The following is an 18,328-nucleotide window of genomic DNA, read 5'->3' on the forward strand; positions in this document are numbered from 1 at the left end:
GGGTGGTATACGCCGCCCGGTACAGCGTGCTCAATCCAGCGCTCTTACCCGTTTTCCACTGGTGACAAATGTTCCTGCGCCGAGATGATGCAGAGTATTGCGTTTGTCATCGTCAAACAGCCATCGCCCCTCGCTAAACGCATTGCCATCCGCAGCCGCTGAGACCACTTCGCCAAAGAGTGTGTCGTATTTTTCGGCGGCGGCATGTTCTGGTAACAGACGGCACTCCATCCATGCCAGACATTTCTCCTCAATCACCGGCAGCCCCAGCACCGGGCCGTTAATGGCAGGAATGCCGTAGCTATTGAATTTATCCTCGTCGCGCCCGGAAATACTGCCAACGGCGTATGTCCAGTTGGTGGCGGCAACGCCGGGAACCACAATTCCAAATGCGCCGTTATGTTCGATCAACTCGCGCGACCAGGTGCTTTTATCCACCACAATCGCAATACGCGGAGGATCAAATTCAACGGGCATGGACCAGGCGGCTGCCATCACGTTGCGTCGTCCGCTCTTTTCGTCTTTGCTGGTGATAAGGATCGTCGGGCCATGGTTCAGCAAACGGCTGGCGTGTCTTAGTTCAACAGGGCGGAAATGACTCATTGGATATCCAGTTAAGCAGTTGTACATCATAATATTAATGTCGCATCCCGGCCATAAAGCAAGTATGTGCAACGCCAATGCTGGCATTGCCAAACTTACCGCACAAAAACGCCAATAGCAGGGCAAAAATGGGTTATAAGTACTGCACCGAAATGAAAGGAATGAATTATGACGCCATTTTTACACGCCTATTTCACCCGTATTGGCTGGGAAGGTATGCCTGAACCCACCGTCGATACGTTGCGTAAACTGCATTTGCTGCACAACGGAGCCATTCCTTTCGAGAACCTTGATGTACTGCTGCCCCGAGAAATACAGCTTGACGATCAGTCGTTGCAGGACAAGCTGGTGACAGCCCGTCGCGGCGGATATTGCTTTGAGCAAAACGGCCTGCTGGAGCGTGCGCTGCATGAACTTGGCTATACCGTTCGCAGTTTGTTAGGCCGCGTGGTGCTGGCGAATCCACCGCAGTTGCCGCCGCGAACGCATCGCCTTTTGTTGGTGGATGTAGAAGGGGAACGCTGGATAGCGGATGTCGGCTTTGGGGGACAGACGCTCACTGCGCCGATTCGTTTGCAGGCCGATCTTGAGCAGACTACGCCACATGGCGATTACCGTTTATTACGTGAAGGAATGAACTGGACGCTGCAGTTCCGTCATCACGAGCACTGGCAGTCGATGTATATTTTTACCCTCGATAAGCAGTATTTTGCCGATCATGTAATGGGGAATTTCTGGTCAGCACACTGGCCACAGTCGCATTTTCGTCACCATTTATTGATGTGTCGCCATTTGCCTGAGGGGGGCAAACTCACATTAACCAACTTCAGTTTCACCCATTGGGAGAAGGGGCATGCCGTCGAGAAAACGCGGCTCGCAGATGTATCTGCTCTGTATGAAACCCTGCAGACCCGTTTTGGACTGGGTGTCGATGACCCACGTCATGGGTTCAGCGAAGCGGAACTGGCTGCGGTGATGGCGGCGTTTGATACCCATCCGGAGGCAGGGAAGTAGGTAGCAAAGGGGATTTGAGCCGAAAGAGGAGCCCGGTACGCTTGCGCTACCGGGCAGAATTTATCAGCGCCGCGATCTCACAATCTGATAGCGTCGCGTCACATACTCAATCGGTGCGCTCCAGACATGTACCAGACGGGTGAACGGGAACAGCAGGAAGATGGTCATTCCCAGCACTAGGTGCATACGGTAGATAAACGCCACGCCGTCCAGGTGCGCCGATGCGCCGCCCTGGAAGGTGACTACCGACTGCGCCCAGCCGACCAGCTTCAGCATTTCGCTGCCGTCCGGGTGTTGTGCGGAGAAGGGAATGGTCGTCAGGCCGAGGATGCACTGCAACAGCAGAATGCTGAGGATCAGAATATCTGCCGTACTGGACGTTGCTCTCACGCGTGGGTTGGTGAGACGGCGCACCAGTAGACCCGCACCGCCCACCAGCGTCAGTACGCCGCAGACGCCGCCGAGGATCATCGCCATTTGCTGTTTTACGGCAATCGGCAGGAACCAGGCGTACATCCAGTGGGGCGTCAGCATGCCGAACAGGTGGCCGAAGAAGATCCCCAGAATCCCGACGTGAAATAAATTCGACCACAGCACCATGCCGCGCTTGTCGAGCATCTGGCTGGATGAGGCGCGCCACGTATACTGGCCATAGTCATAGCGTACCCAACTGCCGAGTAAAAATACTGTGCCGCAAATATAGGGGTAAATGTCATAGAAAAAGACATTGAGAAACTGGATCATTTCGGGCCTCCGGCACGGACGTCTACGTACTGCGGCGCGACGTCCTGGCTAAAGCGTCGTTGATAGCTTTGCAGTGGGGAACTGTCACAGGCGGTGGCATTATCTTCGATAAATTTCACCTGTTCCTCTTCCCACACCGCATCAAGCGCCTGGCGGGTGTCGTCTCTGGGTTCAGCCGAAACCTGTTTCGTGACACTGTCACTTGAAAGCGCGGTATTGGCGATGATCAACAGTGCGTCAAAAATCTGATACCACGGGGCTTCACGCTGCTTCAGCCTGCCACCCAGCAGCGCCAGGATTGGCGCCACGTTTTGTAATCCATCCTGCGCATCGTGCGGCGGCAGAATACTGAGGTATTCCAGATAGAGCGGAAGATAATCCGGCAGTTCGCGGCAGTCGATTTGCAACCCGGCTTTTTCATACTGGGCCATTAAATCGACCATCGCCTGGCCACGGTCGCGCGACTCGGCGTGAACGTGTTCAAACAGCAACAGCGAGGTGGCGCGCCCGCGTTCAAAAAATTCACACCACTCAGCCTGTTTATCCAGCAGCGGCGTGTTCAGATGTTGCACCACGAAGGGCAGCAGCATCGGCGCATCGCGCTCAACCAGTTCAATGAGCTCGTCGCGATTCTCCCAGCATACTTCATCAGGATATTCCAGCAGCAGGCCAATCACTTTCAGGATTTGCATTATTCGCCTCCTCCTGCATCCACCGCGTCAATGTTGATGGCATCGATTCGCTGGCTGTTGAACAGATTAAATTTAGTATCGGAACCGTGGCAGCCATCGCCAAAGGTGAAGCCGCAGCCGTTACGTTCCGGGAAGGCGTCGTGCGCCATTTCACGGTGGCTGGTGGGGATCACAAAGCGATCTTCGTAGTTAGCAATTGCCAGATAGCGGTACATCTCTTCGACCTGTTCCACGCTCAGGCCGACTTCCTCCAGCGCGCGGGTATCGGTAACGCCTTCCACGGTTTGCGAACGTTTGTAGTGACGCATCGCCATCATGCGTTTCAGTGCCCGCAAAACCGGGCCGGTATCGCCGGCGCTGAGCATATTAGCGAGATACTGTACCGGAATGCGCAGGCTCTCAACCGCCGGTAATACGCCGCCGTTGCGCGGCAGGCCGCCGGCATCGGCAACGGACTGGATCGGTGACAGAGGCGGCACATACCAGACCATCGGCAGGGTGCGATATTCCGGGTGCAGAGGCAGCGCCAGTTTCCAGTCCATCGCCATTTTATAGACCGGTGAACGCTGGGCGGCTTCAATAACGTTTTGAGGAATGCCCTGTTTCAGCGCCTCTTCAATGACAGCCGGGTCGTTCGGGTTGAGGAACACATCGCACTGACGTTCATAGAGATCCGTTTCATGTTCGGTGCTGGCTGCTTCTTCAATTCTGTCGGCGTCATAAAGCAGTACGCCAAGATAACGGATACGCCCGACACAGGTTTCTGAACAGACGGTAGGCTGCCCGGATTCAATTCGCGGATAGCAGAAAATGCATTTCTCCGATTTACCGCTCTTCCAGTTGAAGTAGATTTTTTTGTATGGACAGCCGCTGATGCACATACGCCAGCCGCGGCATTTATCCTGATCTATCAGCACGATACCGTCTTCTTCGCGTTTGTAGATGGCGCCGCTCGGACAGGTGGCGACGCAGCTTGGGTTGAGGCAGTGCTCGCAAAGGCGCGGCAGGTACATCATGAAGGTGTTTTCGAATGCGCCGTACATCTCTTTTTGCATCGACTCGAAGTTGCGATCGTGGGCGCGTTTATCAAATTCGCCGCCGAGCAACTCCTCCCAGTTCGGGCCCCATTCGATTTTATTCATGCGTTTGCCGCTAATCAGCGAGCGCGGGCGGGCGGTGGGCAGGTGTTTGCCTTCCGGTGCGTTATGCAGGCTCTGATAATCGTAGGTAAACGGTTCATAATATTCATCAATACCCGGCAGCACCGGGTTGGCGAAGATTTTCGACAGCAGCCCAAGTTTGCTGCCGAGACGCGGCGTCAGTTTTCCGCTGATCCCGCGAATCCAACCGCCTTGCCACTGCTCCTGATCTTCCCAGTTTTTGGGATAGCCAATGCCTGGCTTGGTCTCGACGTTGTTAAACCACGCGTACTCCATGCCTTCGCGGCTACTCCAGACGTTTTTGCAGGTCACCGAGCAGGTATGACAGCCGATGCATTTATCAAGATTCAGTACCATCCCAACTTGCGAACGTATTTTCATTTTTTCGCCTCCTGTACCTGGTCGTTACCTTCACCATCCAGCCAGTCAATATTTTTCATTTTGCGGATCATGATGAACTCATCGCGGTTCGAGCCGACCGTACCGTAATAGTTAAAGCCGTAGGCGAGTTGCGCGTAGCCGCCAATCATGTGGGTGGGTTTCGGGCAGACGCGGGTAACGGAGTTATGGATACCGCCTCGCAAACCGGTCACTTCTGAGCCTGGAATGTTCATAATGCGCTCCTGAGCGTGATACATCATGGTCATGCCCGGCGGGATACGCTGGCTTACCACCGCACGCGCGGTGAGTGCGCCGTTGGCGTTAAAGGCTTCGATCCAGTCGTTATCCACAATTCCCAGCTCTTTGGCATCCGTTTCGCTGATCCACACAATTGGCCCGCCACGAGACATGGTCAGCATCAGCAGGTTTTCGCTGTAGGTCGAGTGGATGCCCCATTTCTGGTGCGGCGTCAGGAAGTTAAGCGCTTTTTCCGGGAAGCCGTTCGGCGGCACTTCCTTCATGTGTGTAACGCTGCGGGTGTCGATAGGCGGACGATAGGCCACCAGCGCTTCGCCAAAGTCGCGCATCCAGGCGTGATCCTGATAAAGCTGCTGACGCCCGGAGACGGTGCGCCAGGGGATCAGCTCATGCACGTTGGTATATCCCGCGTTATATGAGACATGCTCGCTTTCAAGCCCTGACCAGGTTGGGCTGGAGATGATTTTGCGCGGCTGCGCCTGAATATCGCGGAAGCGAATTTTTTCGTCTTCCTTGTTCAGCGCCAGGTGGGTGTGGTCGCGCCCGGTAAATTCCCCCAGAGCCTGCCAGGCTTTTACCGCGACGTTGCCGTTGGTTTCCGGCGCCAGCGTGAGGATCACCTCAGAGGCATCCAGCGCGGTGTCAATTCTGGGTCGCCCTTTGGCCGGGCCATCGAGCTTGACGTAATTCAGCTTGCCAAGGAAATCGACTTCAGGCTGTGTCTTCCAGCTAATCCCTTTGCCGCCATTACCCAGTTTATCCATGAGTGGCCCAAGGGAGGTGAAACGTTCATAAGTGGCCGGGTAGTCGCGTTCAACGGCAATAATATTGGGCGCCGTCTTACCCGGAATGAGGTCGCACTCACCTTTACGCCACTCCTTGATATCAAACGGTTGCGACAGTTCCGCCGGGGAGTCATGCTGCAACGGCAACAGCACAATATCGGTCTCCTGACCGAGATGGCCCTGACACACTTCGGAGAACGATTTGGCGATACCTTTGTAGATCTCCCAGTCGCTTTTCGACTCCCATGCCGGGTCGACGGCGGCGGAGAGTGGGTGGATAAACGGGTGCATATCCGAGGTGTTCATATCGTCTTTTTCATACCAGGTCGCGGTAGGCAGAACGATATCGGAAAAAAGACAGGTGCTGGACATACGGAAATCGAGCGTCACCAGCAGATCAAGCTTGCCTTCAATCGCCGCCGTTTGCCATTCGACTTCTTCCGGTTTTACATCATCCGTCGACCCCAGTTCCTCACCCTGGATACCGCTATCGGTGCCCAGCAGGTACTTGAGCATGTACTCATGGCCTTTACCGGACGACCCCAGCAGATTTGAACGCCAGATGAACATATTGCGCGGGTGGTTTTTACCGTTGTCCGGCTGTTCGCAGGCCATGCGGATATCGCCTGATTTCAGCGACCGGGCAGTGTAATCGGTGGGGGAAACGCCAGCGGATTCCGCCATCCCTTTGATATGCAATGGGTTAAGATTAAGCTGCGGCGCTGAGGGTAGCCATCCCATTCGCTCGGCACGAACGTTAAAGTCGATCAGATGACCGGTATATTTACCCGGGTCGGCCAACGGCGAGAGCAGTTCCTGCGCCGTCAGTTTCTCATAGCGCCACTGGCTGGCATGATTATAGAAATAAGAGGTGCTGTTCATGTGACGCGGCGGACGAGTCCAGTCCAGCGCGAAGGCCAGCGGTAACCAGCCGGTTTGCGGACGTAACTTCTCCTGGCCGACATAGTGCGCCCAGCCGCCACCGCTTTGGCCCACGCAGCCGCAGAACACCAGCATGTTGATCATCCCGCGGTAGTTCATATCCATGTGGTACCAGTGGTTAACACCGGCACCCAGAATAATCATTGAACGTCCGTGGGTTTTATTGGCGGTATCGGCAAACTCACGCGCAATGATCTCAATGTTTTTGCGCGGTACGCCGGTGATTTGCTCGGCCCATGCCGGGCTGTAGGCTTTGATCTCCTCATAGCTACTTGCGGCGTGCTCATCGTTAAGACCGCGATCGAGGCCATAGTTCGCCAGCACCAGATCGTAGACGCTGACCACCAGGCCACTTTGACCATCAGCGAGTGTTAACTGTTTTGCCGGAAGCTGACGTACCAGGATCGGCTCCTGTTTTACGCTGCGGAAATGCGGGTTTTCGTTGCCGCCAAAGTAGGGGAAAGCGACACCTGCCACCGTATCGCGCGTCTCCAGCAGTGACAGGGTTAACTCTGTTTCCTGGCCTGCGGCCACGGGTTCCAGATTCCATTTTCCTTTTTCACCCCAGCGGAACCCGATCGAACCGTTGGGCACAACCAGTTCACCAGCAGCGTTATAAGCGACGGTTTTCCACTCCGGGTTATTGCTTTCGCCAAGGCCATCCACCAGGTCAGACGCGCGGAGCATGCGGCCTGGCACATAAGAGCCGTCATCACGCGCATCGAGCATCACCAGCATTGGCATATCGCTGTAGCGGCGGCAGTAGTTGAGGAAGTATTCGCTGGGGTTATCCAGATGAAACTCTTTGAGGATCACATGCCCCATCGCCATAGCGAGGGCGCTATCGGTACCCTGTTTGGGGGCCAGCCAGTGGTCGCATAGTTTCGCCACTTCCGAATAGTCCGGCGTGATGGCGATCGTTTTAGTGCCTTTGTAGCGCACTTCAGTAAAGAAGTGGGCGTCTGGCGTGCGGGTTTGTGGGACATTAGAGCCCCAGGCGATGATATAGCTGGAGTTGTACCAGTCGGCGGATTCCGGCACATCCGTTTGCTCGCCCCAGGTCATCGGCGAGGCGGGTGGCAGGTCGCAGTACCAGTCGTAGAAACTCAGACAGGTGCCGCCTATCAGCGACAGATAGCGCGTACCGGCGGCGTAAGAGACCATCGACATCGCCGGGATCGGCGAAAAGCCCGCCACGCGATCCGGGCCATAGTTTTTAATCGTCCAGACGTTAGCCGCGGCGATAAGCTGATTCAGCTCTTTCCATGAGGAACGAACGAATCCCCCTTTGCCGCGGGCTTGTTTATAGCTCAGGCATTTCTGCTTATCGCTCATGATGGCATCCCAGGCCAGCACCGGGTCGCTATGCTGGTTGAGTGATTCGCGCCATAGCTCAATGAGTTTTTTACGTGCCAGAGGATATTTCAGGCGGTTGGCGCTGTAGAGATACCAGGAGTAACTGGCGCCACGCGGGCAGCCTCGGGGTTCATGATTCGGCAGGTCAGGGCGGGTGCGCGGATAGTCAGTCTGCTGGGTTTCCCAGGTGACCAGGCCATTCTTGACATAGATTTTCCAGCTACAGGAGCCGGTACAGTTCACGCCGTGGGTGGATCGCACTATTTTGTCGAACTGCCAGCGCTGGCGATAGCTGTCTTCCCAGTCACGGTTGGTATGAAACTCCTGCCCGTGTCCATTGGCGAAGGTTTCGCCTTTTTGTTTGAAATAACGAAAGCGATCCAACAACTTACTCATGACATTTCTCCTGCCGGGGGAAAGCGATTTCCCCGTGGTTACACTGCTCAGGTATTTTTGATTATTGAGATGACGCTTTGCGGCGACCGTAAACCAGCCAGGTCACCAGCACGCAAACGATGTAGAAAACGAGAAAGACTTTCATTGCGCCAACCGGTGAACCGGTCAGCGCCAGGGAGGTGCCGAAGGCTTTGGGGATAAAGAACCCGCCAACAGCGCCGATAGCGGAGATAAACCCCAGTGCGGCGGCGGTGTCGGTCACGGCAGCGTGTTGCGCTTCTTCATCGCTGCCGCCGCGTTTTTTGATTTTCTCGATGGTGAGCTGGCGGAAGATCACCGCAATCATCTGGAAGGTTGAACCACTGCCGAGCCCGGCGGTCAGGAACAGCCCCATAAAGACCACGTAGAAAGCCAGGAAACTGCCGAGTCCTGAACCCGGCAGGGTCAGGAACAGCAATGCGGTAAACAACGCCATCAACACGAAGTTGACAAGCGTCACGCGCACACCGTCGAGGCGGTCAGAGATAACCCCGCCAAACGAACGCGCCAGTGCGCCAATAAACGGCCCGAAGAAGGCCAGCTTGAGAATATTCACCTCCGGGAACTGGGTTTTCGCAAGCATCGCGAAGCCCGCAGAGAAACCGATAAATGAGCCGAAGGTGGCGAGATAGAGCAGGCTCAGCAGCCACATATGGCCGCTCTTCAGTACCGGGAGTTGTTCTGCGATCGACGCTTTAGAACTGGCAATATCGTTCATGCCAAACCAGGCGGCAATGGTGGCGATTAAGAGCAGCGGAGCCCAGATCCAGGCGGCGTTAGTGAGCCACATTGAGGAGCCGTCTTCCTGAGGGATGCCGTGAACGCCCAGAAAAGTGAAGATGGGCAGGAAGATAACCAGCGGCGCGGCAAGCTGCATCACGCTGACCCCAAGATTCCCCAGACCGCCGTTGATCCCGAGCGCGCTCCCTTGCTTCGCTTTTGGATAAAAAAAGCTAATGTTTCCCATGCTTGAAGCAAAGTTGGCGCCCGCGAAACCGCATAGTAACGCAATGATTATAAACACCCCGAAAGGGGTATTTGGGTTTTGAATGGCAATACCTAGCCAGACGCAGGGAATAATCAATATTACCGTGCTTAATACCGTCCAGTAGCGCCCGCCGAATATAGGTACCATAAAGGAGTAGGGCACACGTAAAATAGCGCCGGAAAGAGACGGGAGCGCGGTTAATAAAAAGAGCTGATCGGTGGTGAAATTAAAACCCACTTTATTGAGATTTACCGCAACTGCACTGAATAACATCCAGACACAGAAGGCAAGTAATAGGCAACTTACTGAAATTATGAGGTTTTTTCGGGCTATTTTTTGGCCTTTATTCTCCCAAAATGCGACATTTTCCGGTTTCCATGTGGTTAAAAGATAATGATTATTTTTCTCATCTTGTTGTGACATATCACCCTCGACGCGCCAGTAATTAATGAAAAATAAGCAATATTGACAGCCGCACGATGTAAGTCGGCTTATCCGTAAATAATCGGTTTTATTGGTATCCAGAAAGAAGGATAGATAAGAAAAGCCCGCCCTGAGAAGGACATGGATATTATCAGAGATAACAATTGTTACTGATTGTAACTGTGTGGTTGCTTATTTGTAACTTTTAACGGCAGGGTAGCCCGCAGCGATGCGCATATTGGGCCTGTTTATTCTACAACTGTAGCGACAGTTCCATTGCCGCTCGTCTTAATGGATCCAGCGCTTTCTCTTTCAGCGCTCTGGCATCCATGCTGCTGGCGGGGACGCCGACATTCATCGCCGCAACGATTTGCCCACTGCGGGAAAGTAGCGGCACCGCCAGGGAACAGAGCCCGACCTCTATTTGTCGATCGGCGAGGGCGTATCCTTGAATACGCACGCGCGCTATTTCGGCACGCAGTGAGTCTTTGTCGCAAAGCGTATGTGGGGTATAGCGAATCAATGAGGCTCGTGACAGTGTCACTTCAAGTTGTTCTTCCGGCAGCGCACTGAGTAACACGCGTCCCATGGATGTTGCCCAGGCGGGTAAACGACTACCGCGCCCCAGATCGATGCTCAGCAGATTATTCACAGCAGTACGCGCAATATAGAGAACGTTATCGCCATCAAGCGTCGCGGCAGAACAGGATTCATTAAGCTGTTCGCCTAACGTATCAAGGGTGTGTTGAGCGGCTTTCGCCAGCGGCGTCCCGGCGAGATAAGCATGGCCGACGGCCAGCACGCGCGGCAGAAGCTCGTAGGTACGGCCATCGGGAGTATGCACCATGCCAAGTGCGGCCAGGGTGTATAAACAACGGCGAACGGCGGCCCGGGAGATCTGGGTTTTTTGACTAAGTTGTGAGATTGTTAATCGCTGCCGCTGAGGGGTAAAGGCATTCAGCACTTCCAGACCACGGGCCAGAGACAACATAAAGTTAGGATCCCGCTCAGCCTGCCTGGCAGTAAGGGAGTCTTTGATTTCATTGCTCATTTCAACCCTCTCCAAAAAGGGGTAAGGATGATTACAGAGCCACTATACAGTGTGGATGCAACGGCTGGCAGGAATCTCCCTAATATCCCACGAAGATCACATTATTAACCGTCATATAACAAACGCGTCGATAATCGCACAACATTTCGATTATCGTCGTTGACCACCTGTGTGGTGAAAATCTATTGTCAAGAACAAGGTTATCGTCCCCTGCGGGTGATAAGACCAGAACAATAAGAAGTAAAAGGAAGAGAGATGAGCGCCACGATAGAACATATTGAAAGCTGGCTGGTGGATGTGCCCACCATCCGCCCTCACAAATTATCAATGACCACAATGGGGTGCCAGACGCTGGTGATTATCCGTCTCACCCGCTCGGATGGGGTCATCGGGATCGGTGAAGCCACCACGATTGGCGGCCTGAGCTATGGCGTTGAAAGCCCGGAATCCATCAAGCTCACCATTGATGGCTATCTGGCGCCGCTGCTGCAGGGGCAACCCGCGGATAATCTTCAGGCGCTGCTATACCGCATCGAAAAAAGCGTAAAGGGTAATACCTTTGCCAAATCCGCCATTGAAACCGCGCTGCTGGATGCGCAGGGCAAAGCGCTGGGCGTACCGGTCTCTGCGTTACTTGGCGGTGCGCTGCACACTTCAATTCCGGTGCTGTGGACGCTGGCAAGCGGCGATACGGCAAAAGATATTGCCGAAGGGGAGAGCCTGCTGGCTTCACGCCGCCATCAGGCCTTTAAACTGAAAATTGGCGCCCGTGAGCTGGCGACAGATCTCAGGCATACGGCGGCGATCGTCGAGACGCTGGGCGATCGCGCCAGCATCCGCGTTGATGTTAATCAGGCCTGGGATGCAAGCACCGGAGCGAAAGGCTGCCGTGAACTGGCAGCGATGGGAGTCTCTCTCATTGAACAGCCGGTTTCAGCCCGTGATAACGCGGCACTGGTACGTTTAAGCCAGCAAATAGAGACGGCGATTCTGGCCGATGAGGCGGTCTCAACCCATTTCGATGGCTATCAACTGGCACAGCAAGGTTTTACCGGTGCGTATGCGCTAAAGATAGCCAAAGCGGGTGGGCCACAAAGCGTGCTGAAGCTGGCGCATGTCGCGCAGGCGGCAGGTATCGGCCTGTATGGCGGCACCATGCTGGAAGGAACCGTAGGCACCGTTGCTTCTTTACATGCCTGGTCGACGTTGCCGCTGGCGTGGGGAAGCGAGATGTTTGGCCCGTTGCTGTTGAAAGATGACGTCATCAGCGTACCGCTGACCTTCGCAGACGGCCACGTTACGCTGCCGCAGACCCCCGGGCTTGGCGTGGAGCTGGATGAAGATAAATTGCGTTTTTATACGCGCAAAGGATGAGGTAGAAAATGTTATTTAAAGTTGAAATGACCGTTAATATACCGCTGAATTTTCCGGTAGAACAGGCGGATGAAATAAAGAAAAAGGAAAAGGCGTATTCACAGCAGTTGCAACGTGATGGAAAATGGCGTCATATCTGGCGTGTTGCCGGGTTATATTCCAATGTCAGTATTTTTGATGTGCAGGATGCTGACGAATTGCATCAAATTTTAATGGGATTGCCGCTTTATCCATTTATGGATATTCAGGTTGATGCTCTTTGCCGCCATCCATCCTCTATTCACGACGACGACAAATAAAATAATAACTCTCGTGTCGGGAATTATCCCGACACACTCTGTATCCTGCAAGCAATAACCAGTGAGATAAAAATATGACAAACTCATTCGTACAACAAGACGAAGTCCAGGCATTATTACGTGAAAGCGCAGGTTTAAATTCACCGGAAGGTAACGAGCGTTTTAAAGCGATTACCCACCGCCTGCTGGAAAATATTTGTAGCTTAATTGATGACTATAATGTGACCCAGGAAGAGTTCTGGCATGCCATTAATTATCTACATGAGCTGGGAGGTCGTCAGGAAGCGGCGCTGCTGGCGGCGGGACTGGGGCTGGAGCACTTCCTCGATCTGCGCCAGGATGCCATTGACGCCGCGCAACGTCGTGAAGTCGGGGGCACCCCGCGCACCATCGAAGGCCCGCTGTACGTTGCTAATGCGCCGCTGGCACAGGGGTATGATCGGATGGACGACGGTAGTGATCCGGGTGAAACCCTGTGGTTGCACGGTGTGGTGACGGATACCAAAGGCCAGCCAGTCGCCAATGCTATTGTTGATATCTGGCATGCCAACACGCTGGGCAACTACTCTTTCTTCGATCAAAGCCAGAGTGATTACAACCTGCGTCGCCGCATCCAGACCGGCGCTGACGGGCGCTACAGTGTGCGCACGATTATGCCGTCCGGCTACGGTTGCCCACCGGATGGCCCTACGCAAAAACTGCTGGACAAGCTGGGTCGCCATGGCAATCGTCCTGCTCATATTCACTTCTTTGTTTCCGCGCCGGGGCATAAACATTTAACCAGCCAGATTAACTTTAACGGCGATGAATATCTGTGGGATGATTTTGCATTTGCTACCCGCGACGGTCTGATTGCCGATCCGGTAAAAATTAACGATGAGCGTAAAATTCGCGAGCGTAATCTGGAAGGCCCGCATACGGAAATTAATTTTGACTTTACCTTATGTAAAGCATTATCCGCAGAAGATGAAGGCCGTATTACGCGTTCCCGCGCCAAAGAATAATTACGAGTAAGCAATTCACCTGCATTTTTATATCCTTGCAATTACGGGAGAAACCGTTATGCAAAAAACACTAACATCGCTAAAAGACAAAATCAGCAATGCACTGGTTGTTGATCGTGAAAATCATATTTATCGCTGTCATCGTTCAATATTTACCGATCAGGCGTTATTTGATTTTGAAATGAAACATATCTTTGAGGGCAACTGGGTTTTTCTGGCGCATGAGAGTCAGATCCCTGAGGCGGGGGATTATTACACCCTGACGCTGGGACGCCAGCCGGTAATCATTACCCGCGACAAAAAGAATGAGTTACACGCCATGATTAACAGTTGCGCCCACCGCGGCGCCATGTTGTGTCGTCGTAAAACGGGTAATAAAAGCTCCTTTACCTGTCCGTTTCATGGCTGGACATTCAGTAATAACGGTCGGCTTTTGAAAGCCAAAGATGAGAGCACCGGCGGTTATCCTGAAAGCTTCAAACATGAAGGGTCACATGATCTGAAAAAGCTGCCGCGTTTTGAATCCTATCGCGGCTTTCTGTTCGGTAGCCTGAGTGACGATGTACAACCGCTTGCTGATTATCTTGGCGAGACCCGGAAGATTATCGATCTGATTGTCGATCAAGCTCCGGAAGGGCTGGAAGTGTTAAAAGGCTCCTCCAGCTATGTTTACGAGGGTAACTGGAAACTGGGGGCTGAAAATGGCGCTGATGGCTATCACGTCAGCGTTGTGCACTGGAATTATGCCTCGACCATGTCACGGCGTAACTATGAGGCGGAAGGAACCCATGCCGTGGATGCCAACGGCTGGTCGAAGAGCGTCGGCGGCGGCTACGGCTTTGAAAATGGTCATATGCTGCTGTGGACGCGTGCGCTGAACCCGGAAGTGCGGCCGGTATTCGCCCATTACGAGCGTTTGAAGGCAGAGTTCGGTGACAATCGCGCCGGGCAGATGGTGAATGAAACCCGTAATTTGTGTCTTTATCCCAACGCCTATTTGATGGATCAGTTCTCGACGCAAATCCGCGTTATTCGTCCGATTTCCGTCGATAAAACGGAAGTGACCATCTGGTGTTTCGGCCCGAAAGGAGAATCAGATAAAGCTCGCGCTCTGCGTATTCGTCAGTATGAAGATTTCTTTAACGTCAGCGGTATGGGAACGCCGGACGATCTCGAAGAGTTCAGCGCCTGTCAGCGCGGTTATCTGGGGGAAAATCTGGCGTGGAGCGATCTGAGCCGCGGGGCGCTGCATTGGGTGGATGGCCCGGATGAGCACGCCAATGAATCCGGATTTCGGCCGATTCTCAGCGGCGTGAAATCCGAAGATGAAGCGCTCTACATCGCGCACCATCATCACTGGCAAACGGTGATGCTTGAAGCGGTGCAAAAAGAGCAGCAGCGCTACGATTCGTCGATTACCCAGCGCGTGGAGGTGGCCGATGCTGACCTATGAGCAGGTAAAACAGTTTTTGTATCACGAAGCGCGTTTGCTCGACGACCGGCAGTGGGATGAGTGGATCGCCTGCTACAGCCCGAAGGTCGTCTACTGGATGCCAGCCTGGGGGGATGACGACAAACTGACCACCGACCCGCAGCGTGAAATCTCGCTGATTTACTACCCGAGCCGCGACGGGCTGGAAGACCGCGTTTACCGCATCAAAACCGAACGCTCGGGCGCCAGTACGCCGGAACCTCGCACCACGCATATGATCAGCAACATCGAGATCCTCGGTGAGAGCGAACAGGGCGTGGAGGTGCGCTACAACTGGGTGACGTACAGCCATCGCTATCAACAGACGGATAGCTATTTTGGCACCACGTTTTGCACCCTGATTGCCGGAGAAGGTCTGCCGCAGATTGTGCGTAAAACGGTGCGTCTGAACAACGACTACATCCGCCAGGTTATCGATGTTTACCATGTTTAAGAGGTGCTTATGAGCTATACCATAGCGCTCAATTTTGAAGACGGTGTAACCCGTTTTATTCAGTGTCACGCCGGGGAGAAGGTTCTTGATGCCGCCTATCGCCAGAAAGTGAATCTGCCGATGGACTGCTCAGACGGCGTGTGCGGCACCTGTAAGTGCCACTGCCCAAGCGGGGAATATTCTCTGGGGGATGATTACCTGGAAGAGGCGCTGGACGACGATGAGGCGCAGGCGCGCCAGGTTCTGACCTGTCAGATGATCCCGGACAGCGATTGTGTGCTGGATGTGCCGGTTGCCGCAGCGGCGTGTAAAACGGGGATTTCATCGTTTAATGCCACGGTGAAACGGGTGACGGCGCTGTCGGAAAGTGCCATTGAGCTGGTGGTGGGGGCCGGTGAGGAGCTTAACTTCCTGCCGGGTCAGTACATCAATATTCAGGTGCCGGGTACGCCACAGGTGCGCGCCTACTCATTTAGTTCGTTACCAGGCACGACAGAGGGAAGTTTTCTGATCCGTAATGTACCAGGCGGGTTGATGAGCCAGTGGCTGCGTCATCAGGCCGAGGCTGGAGCATCGCTGAGTTTGACCGGGCCGATGGGGAGTTTCTATCTTCGCGGCGGTGAACGCCCGTTGCTGATGCTGGCGGGTGGTACCGGGCTGGCACCGATGCTGTCGATGCTGCATACCTTGGCGCAGCAGCAGAGCACGCGCCCGGTGACGCTGCTTTATGGCGTAAATGGCGATAATGACCTGGTGATGAGCGACCTGCTGGATGCTTTCGCGGACAAGCTGCCTGGTTTTAGCTGGTTGCCGGTGGTCGCCGACAGCGAAAGTACCTGTCCGCAGAAAGGTTACGTCACGGAGCATTTTACCAGCAAGATGCTCAACGATGGCGACGTGGATATTTACCTCTGCGGGCCGCCGCCGATGGTGAATGCCGTCACCGCCACGTTACAGTCATTGGGCATTAACCCGACAGGGTTCTGGTATGAGAAATTTATCGCCAGCCAGAGCGCTGCGGCCTAAGGAGCAGTCATGAGATTCAGCAATAAAGTGATGGCGATCACCGGGGCGGCGCAGGGTATTGGCCGCCGCACGGCGGAGCTGGCGGCAGAACAGGGCGCGTCGCTACTGTTAATCGACCGTTCGACATATGTGCATGAACTGGCGGCAACACTGTCGGCCGCCGGGCATCAGGTTCTGGCGCTGGAAGCAGATCTGGAGCAATGGGAGAGTACCACGCAGGTATTTGCGGCGGGGATTGCCCATTTCGGGCGCATTGATGCCCTGGTGAATAATGTCGGGGGTACTATCTGGGCACGGCCTTTTGCCGACTATCAGCCTGCGCAGATTGAAGCTGAAGTGCGCCGTTCGCTCTTCCCTACGCTGTGGGGGTGTCGCGCTGTGCTGCCATATATGCTGGAACAGGGGAAAGGCAGTATTGTAAATATTTCCTCGGTGGCCACCGCAGGCGTGAACCGGGTACCGTACTCAGCGGCGAAGGGCGGCGTAAACGCCCTGACGCGTTCGATTGCGATGGAGTACAGTCAGGCCGGTATTCGTATCAATGCCGTTGCACCGGGCGGAACCGAAGCGCCGGCGCGATTAACGCCGCGTAATACCGAACAACCGAGTGAGCAGGAAAAGGTCTGGTATCAGCAGGTGGTGGATCAAACGGTGCAGAGTAGCTTACAACACCGTTACGGTACGCTGGATGAACAGGCCCACGCGATCCTGTTCCTTGCCAGCGATGAAGCCAGCTATATCACCGGCGTTGTATTACCTGTCGCCGGGGGCGATCTCGGTTAACGCCGGGTCGCGTACCAACAGAGCAGGGAGCCTGCGCAGACCATGCAGGCTCCCTGCCAGAATGCCCACGACAGGGATTCGCTCAGCAACAGCGCCGCCAGCGCGGCAGAAAGCACGGGGGTCAGATAAGAGGCTGTCGCCAGCAGGCTGACGTTGCCGTGCAGGATCCCCACGTTCCACGCCGCATAACCAAACCCCAGCGCAACCGCGCACATCCCGAGCTTAATCATCACCGGCAGGCTGAATACCATGTCCGGTTGTTCGCTAAGCAGAAACTTCACCCATAATGTGGCGGCGGTCAGCAGAATAAACAGGGTGATACCGTTTTTACCCTTTGCGTATTTGGTTGTCACGGTACAGTAGGCGGCCCAGATAAATGCCCCGGTAAACGCCAGAATATAACTCAGCGGGCTGGAGATAACATTGCTGATAATTTCATCAATATTCAGGCCGCGTTCGCCACCTAACACCCAACTCACACCGAGCAGTGATAATACCAGTCCGGGAATAATTAAATAGTTACTTTTTTGGCCGTTGAAAATAATGGCGAACAGAATTGTCAGGCTCGGCCATAAATAATTTACCATTCCAACTTCAATCGCCTGCTGGCGAGTACTGGCGAAGCCGAGTGATAGCGCAAGGCATATTTCATAGCTGACGAACAGGACACATCCCATCAGTAGATAGCGGCGCGAAAACTGACGAATATCGGGGAAACCGACGGTAAGCATCAGCAACAGGCCGCTCAGAGTGTAGATCATCGCCGCACCGCCAACCGGCCCCAACCCTTCGCTGACGCCCCGAATCAGCCCGACCATGGTGCTCCATAAAATAATTGCCACCAGGCCAGTCAATGTCGCTTTCTTTTTATTCATGACAAATTGAGATGTGTGAAATGGGCAAACCTCGTTTATAGCATTTTTTGCACACCAGTGGAGAATAATTTCCTGTGCCTTTACTCCTAAAGGATTAATTAAAGTCAATGACTTTGACTATTAAGGGGGCAAGCGTATTTGAGTTTGATTTGACGCAAAAAATGCAGGGACATAACTGTTACTTTCCCCGCCACGTTACATTCCAATAAC

General features: G+C 54.1%; 16 protein-coding genes. 8 read left to right on the forward strand and 8 right to left on the reverse strand.

Translation table 11 applies throughout. The features are described from left to right. Nucleotides 1-30: 30 nt before the first annotated feature. Complete coding sequence (locus VSR74_RS02120; RefSeq protein ID WP_347793165.1) at nt 31-603, reverse strand: flavin reductase family protein; 573 nt, start codon at nt 601-603, stop codon at nt 31-33. A 168-nt stretch (nt 604-771) separates the two neighbouring features. On the opposite strand from VSR74_RS02120, the gene nhoA reads away from it, so the two are divergent. Then, on the forward strand, nt 772-1,617 hold the full coding sequence (nhoA, locus tag VSR74_RS02125; protein ID WP_347793166.1) for an N-hydroxyarylamine O-acetyltransferase: 846 nt from the start codon (nt 772-774) through the stop codon (nt 1,615-1,617). A 63-nt stretch (nt 1,618-1,680) separates the two neighbouring features. Here nhoA and narI read toward each other — a convergent pair whose 3' ends face one another. The 6 genes from narI to VSR74_RS02155 all read right to left on the reverse strand — a co-directional run bounded on the left by narI (nt 1,681) and on the right by VSR74_RS02155 (nt 10,832). Next, entirely contained in the window at nt 1,681-2,361 is a 681-nt protein-coding gene (gene narI / locus VSR74_RS02130; protein WP_347793167.1) for a respiratory nitrate reductase subunit gamma, read from the reverse strand. Further along, a complete protein-coding gene (gene narW / locus VSR74_RS02135) occupies nt 2,358-3,053 on the reverse strand; it encodes a nitrate reductase molybdenum cofactor assembly chaperone (protein ID WP_347793168.1) in 696 nt (231 codons plus the stop codon). Before narW ends, narI begins: the two co-directional genes overlap by 4 nt. Next, nucleotides 3,053-4,594, reverse strand: coding sequence for a nitrate reductase subunit beta (narH, locus tag VSR74_RS02140; RefSeq protein ID WP_347793169.1), 1,542 nt, complete (start codon nt 4,592-4,594; stop codon nt 3,053-3,055). The genes narW and narH overlap by 1 nt, the downstream gene beginning before the upstream one ends. Then, the gene (locus tag VSR74_RS02145) at nt 4,591-8,331 is read right to left on the reverse strand and encodes a nitrate reductase subunit alpha (RefSeq protein ID WP_347793170.1); all 3,741 of its coding nucleotides are present in this window, start codon (nt 8,329-8,331) and stop codon (nt 4,591-4,593) included. Before VSR74_RS02145 ends, narH begins: the two co-directional genes overlap by 4 nt. 61 nt (nt 8,332-8,392) lie before the next feature. Further along, entirely contained in the window at nt 8,393-9,781 is a 1,389-nt protein-coding gene (locus VSR74_RS02150; protein ID WP_347793171.1) for a NarK family nitrate/nitrite MFS transporter, read from the reverse strand. A gap of 253 nt (nt 9,782-10,034) precedes the next feature. Continuing rightward, entirely contained in the window at nt 10,035-10,832 is a 798-nt protein-coding gene (locus VSR74_RS02155; RefSeq protein ID WP_347793172.1) for an IclR family transcriptional regulator domain-containing protein, read from the reverse strand. Nucleotides 10,833-11,087: 255 nt separating this feature from the next. Here VSR74_RS02155 and VSR74_RS02160 point away from each other — a divergent pair, with 255 nt between their 5' ends. The 7 genes from VSR74_RS02160 (at nt 11,088) to benD (ending at nt 17,243) form a co-directional block, all read left to right on the forward strand. Then, the gene (locus tag VSR74_RS02160; RefSeq protein ID WP_347793173.1) at nt 11,088-12,206 is read left to right on the forward strand and encodes a muconate cycloisomerase family protein; all 1,119 of its coding nucleotides are present in this window, start codon (nt 11,088-11,090) and stop codon (nt 12,204-12,206) included. A gap of 8 nt (nt 12,207-12,214) precedes the next feature. Then, nucleotides 12,215-12,505, forward strand: a complete 291-nt coding sequence (gene catC, locus VSR74_RS02165) for a muconolactone Delta-isomerase (RefSeq protein WP_347793174.1) — start codon at nt 12,215-12,217, stop codon at nt 12,503-12,505. 74 nt (nt 12,506-12,579) lie between these two features. Next, on the forward strand, nt 12,580-13,509 hold the full coding sequence (catA, locus tag VSR74_RS02170; protein WP_347793175.1) for a catechol 1,2-dioxygenase: 930 nt from the start codon (nt 12,580-12,582) through the stop codon (nt 13,507-13,509). Nucleotides 13,510-13,567: 58 nt separating this feature from the next. Then, the gene (locus VSR74_RS02175; RefSeq protein WP_347793176.1) at nt 13,568-14,962 is read left to right on the forward strand and encodes a Rieske 2Fe-2S domain-containing protein; all 1,395 of its coding nucleotides are present in this window, start codon (nt 13,568-13,570) and stop codon (nt 14,960-14,962) included. Next, the gene (gene benB, locus VSR74_RS02180) at nt 14,949-15,434 is read left to right on the forward strand and encodes a benzoate 1,2-dioxygenase small subunit (RefSeq protein ID WP_347793177.1); all 486 of its coding nucleotides are present in this window, start codon (nt 14,949-14,951) and stop codon (nt 15,432-15,434) included. Before VSR74_RS02175 ends, benB begins: the two co-directional genes overlap by 14 nt. A 9-nt stretch (nt 15,435-15,443) precedes the next feature. Beyond that, entirely contained in the window at nt 15,444-16,460 is a 1,017-nt protein-coding gene (gene benC, locus VSR74_RS02185) for a benzoate 1,2-dioxygenase electron transfer component BenC (RefSeq protein WP_347793178.1), read from the forward strand. A 9-nt stretch (nt 16,461-16,469) separates the two neighbouring features. After that, nucleotides 16,470-17,243, forward strand: coding sequence for a benzoate diol dehydrogenase BenD (gene benD / locus VSR74_RS02190; protein WP_347793179.1), 774 nt, complete (start codon nt 16,470-16,472; stop codon nt 17,241-17,243). Here benD and yddG read toward each other — a convergent pair. Continuing rightward, on the reverse strand, nt 17,240-18,118 hold the full coding sequence (gene yddG, locus VSR74_RS02195; protein ID WP_347793180.1) for an aromatic amino acid DMT transporter YddG: 879 nt from the start codon (nt 18,116-18,118) through the stop codon (nt 17,240-17,242). The two genes, benD and yddG, sit on opposite strands and share 4 nt — an antisense overlap. Nucleotides 18,119-18,328: the final 210 nt, after the last annotated feature.

The sequence above is a fragment of the Pseudocitrobacter cyperus genome (assembly GCF_039889165.1).
GTDB classification, from domain to species: Bacteria; Pseudomonadota; Gammaproteobacteria; order Enterobacterales; family Enterobacteriaceae; genus Pseudocitrobacter; species Pseudocitrobacter cyperus.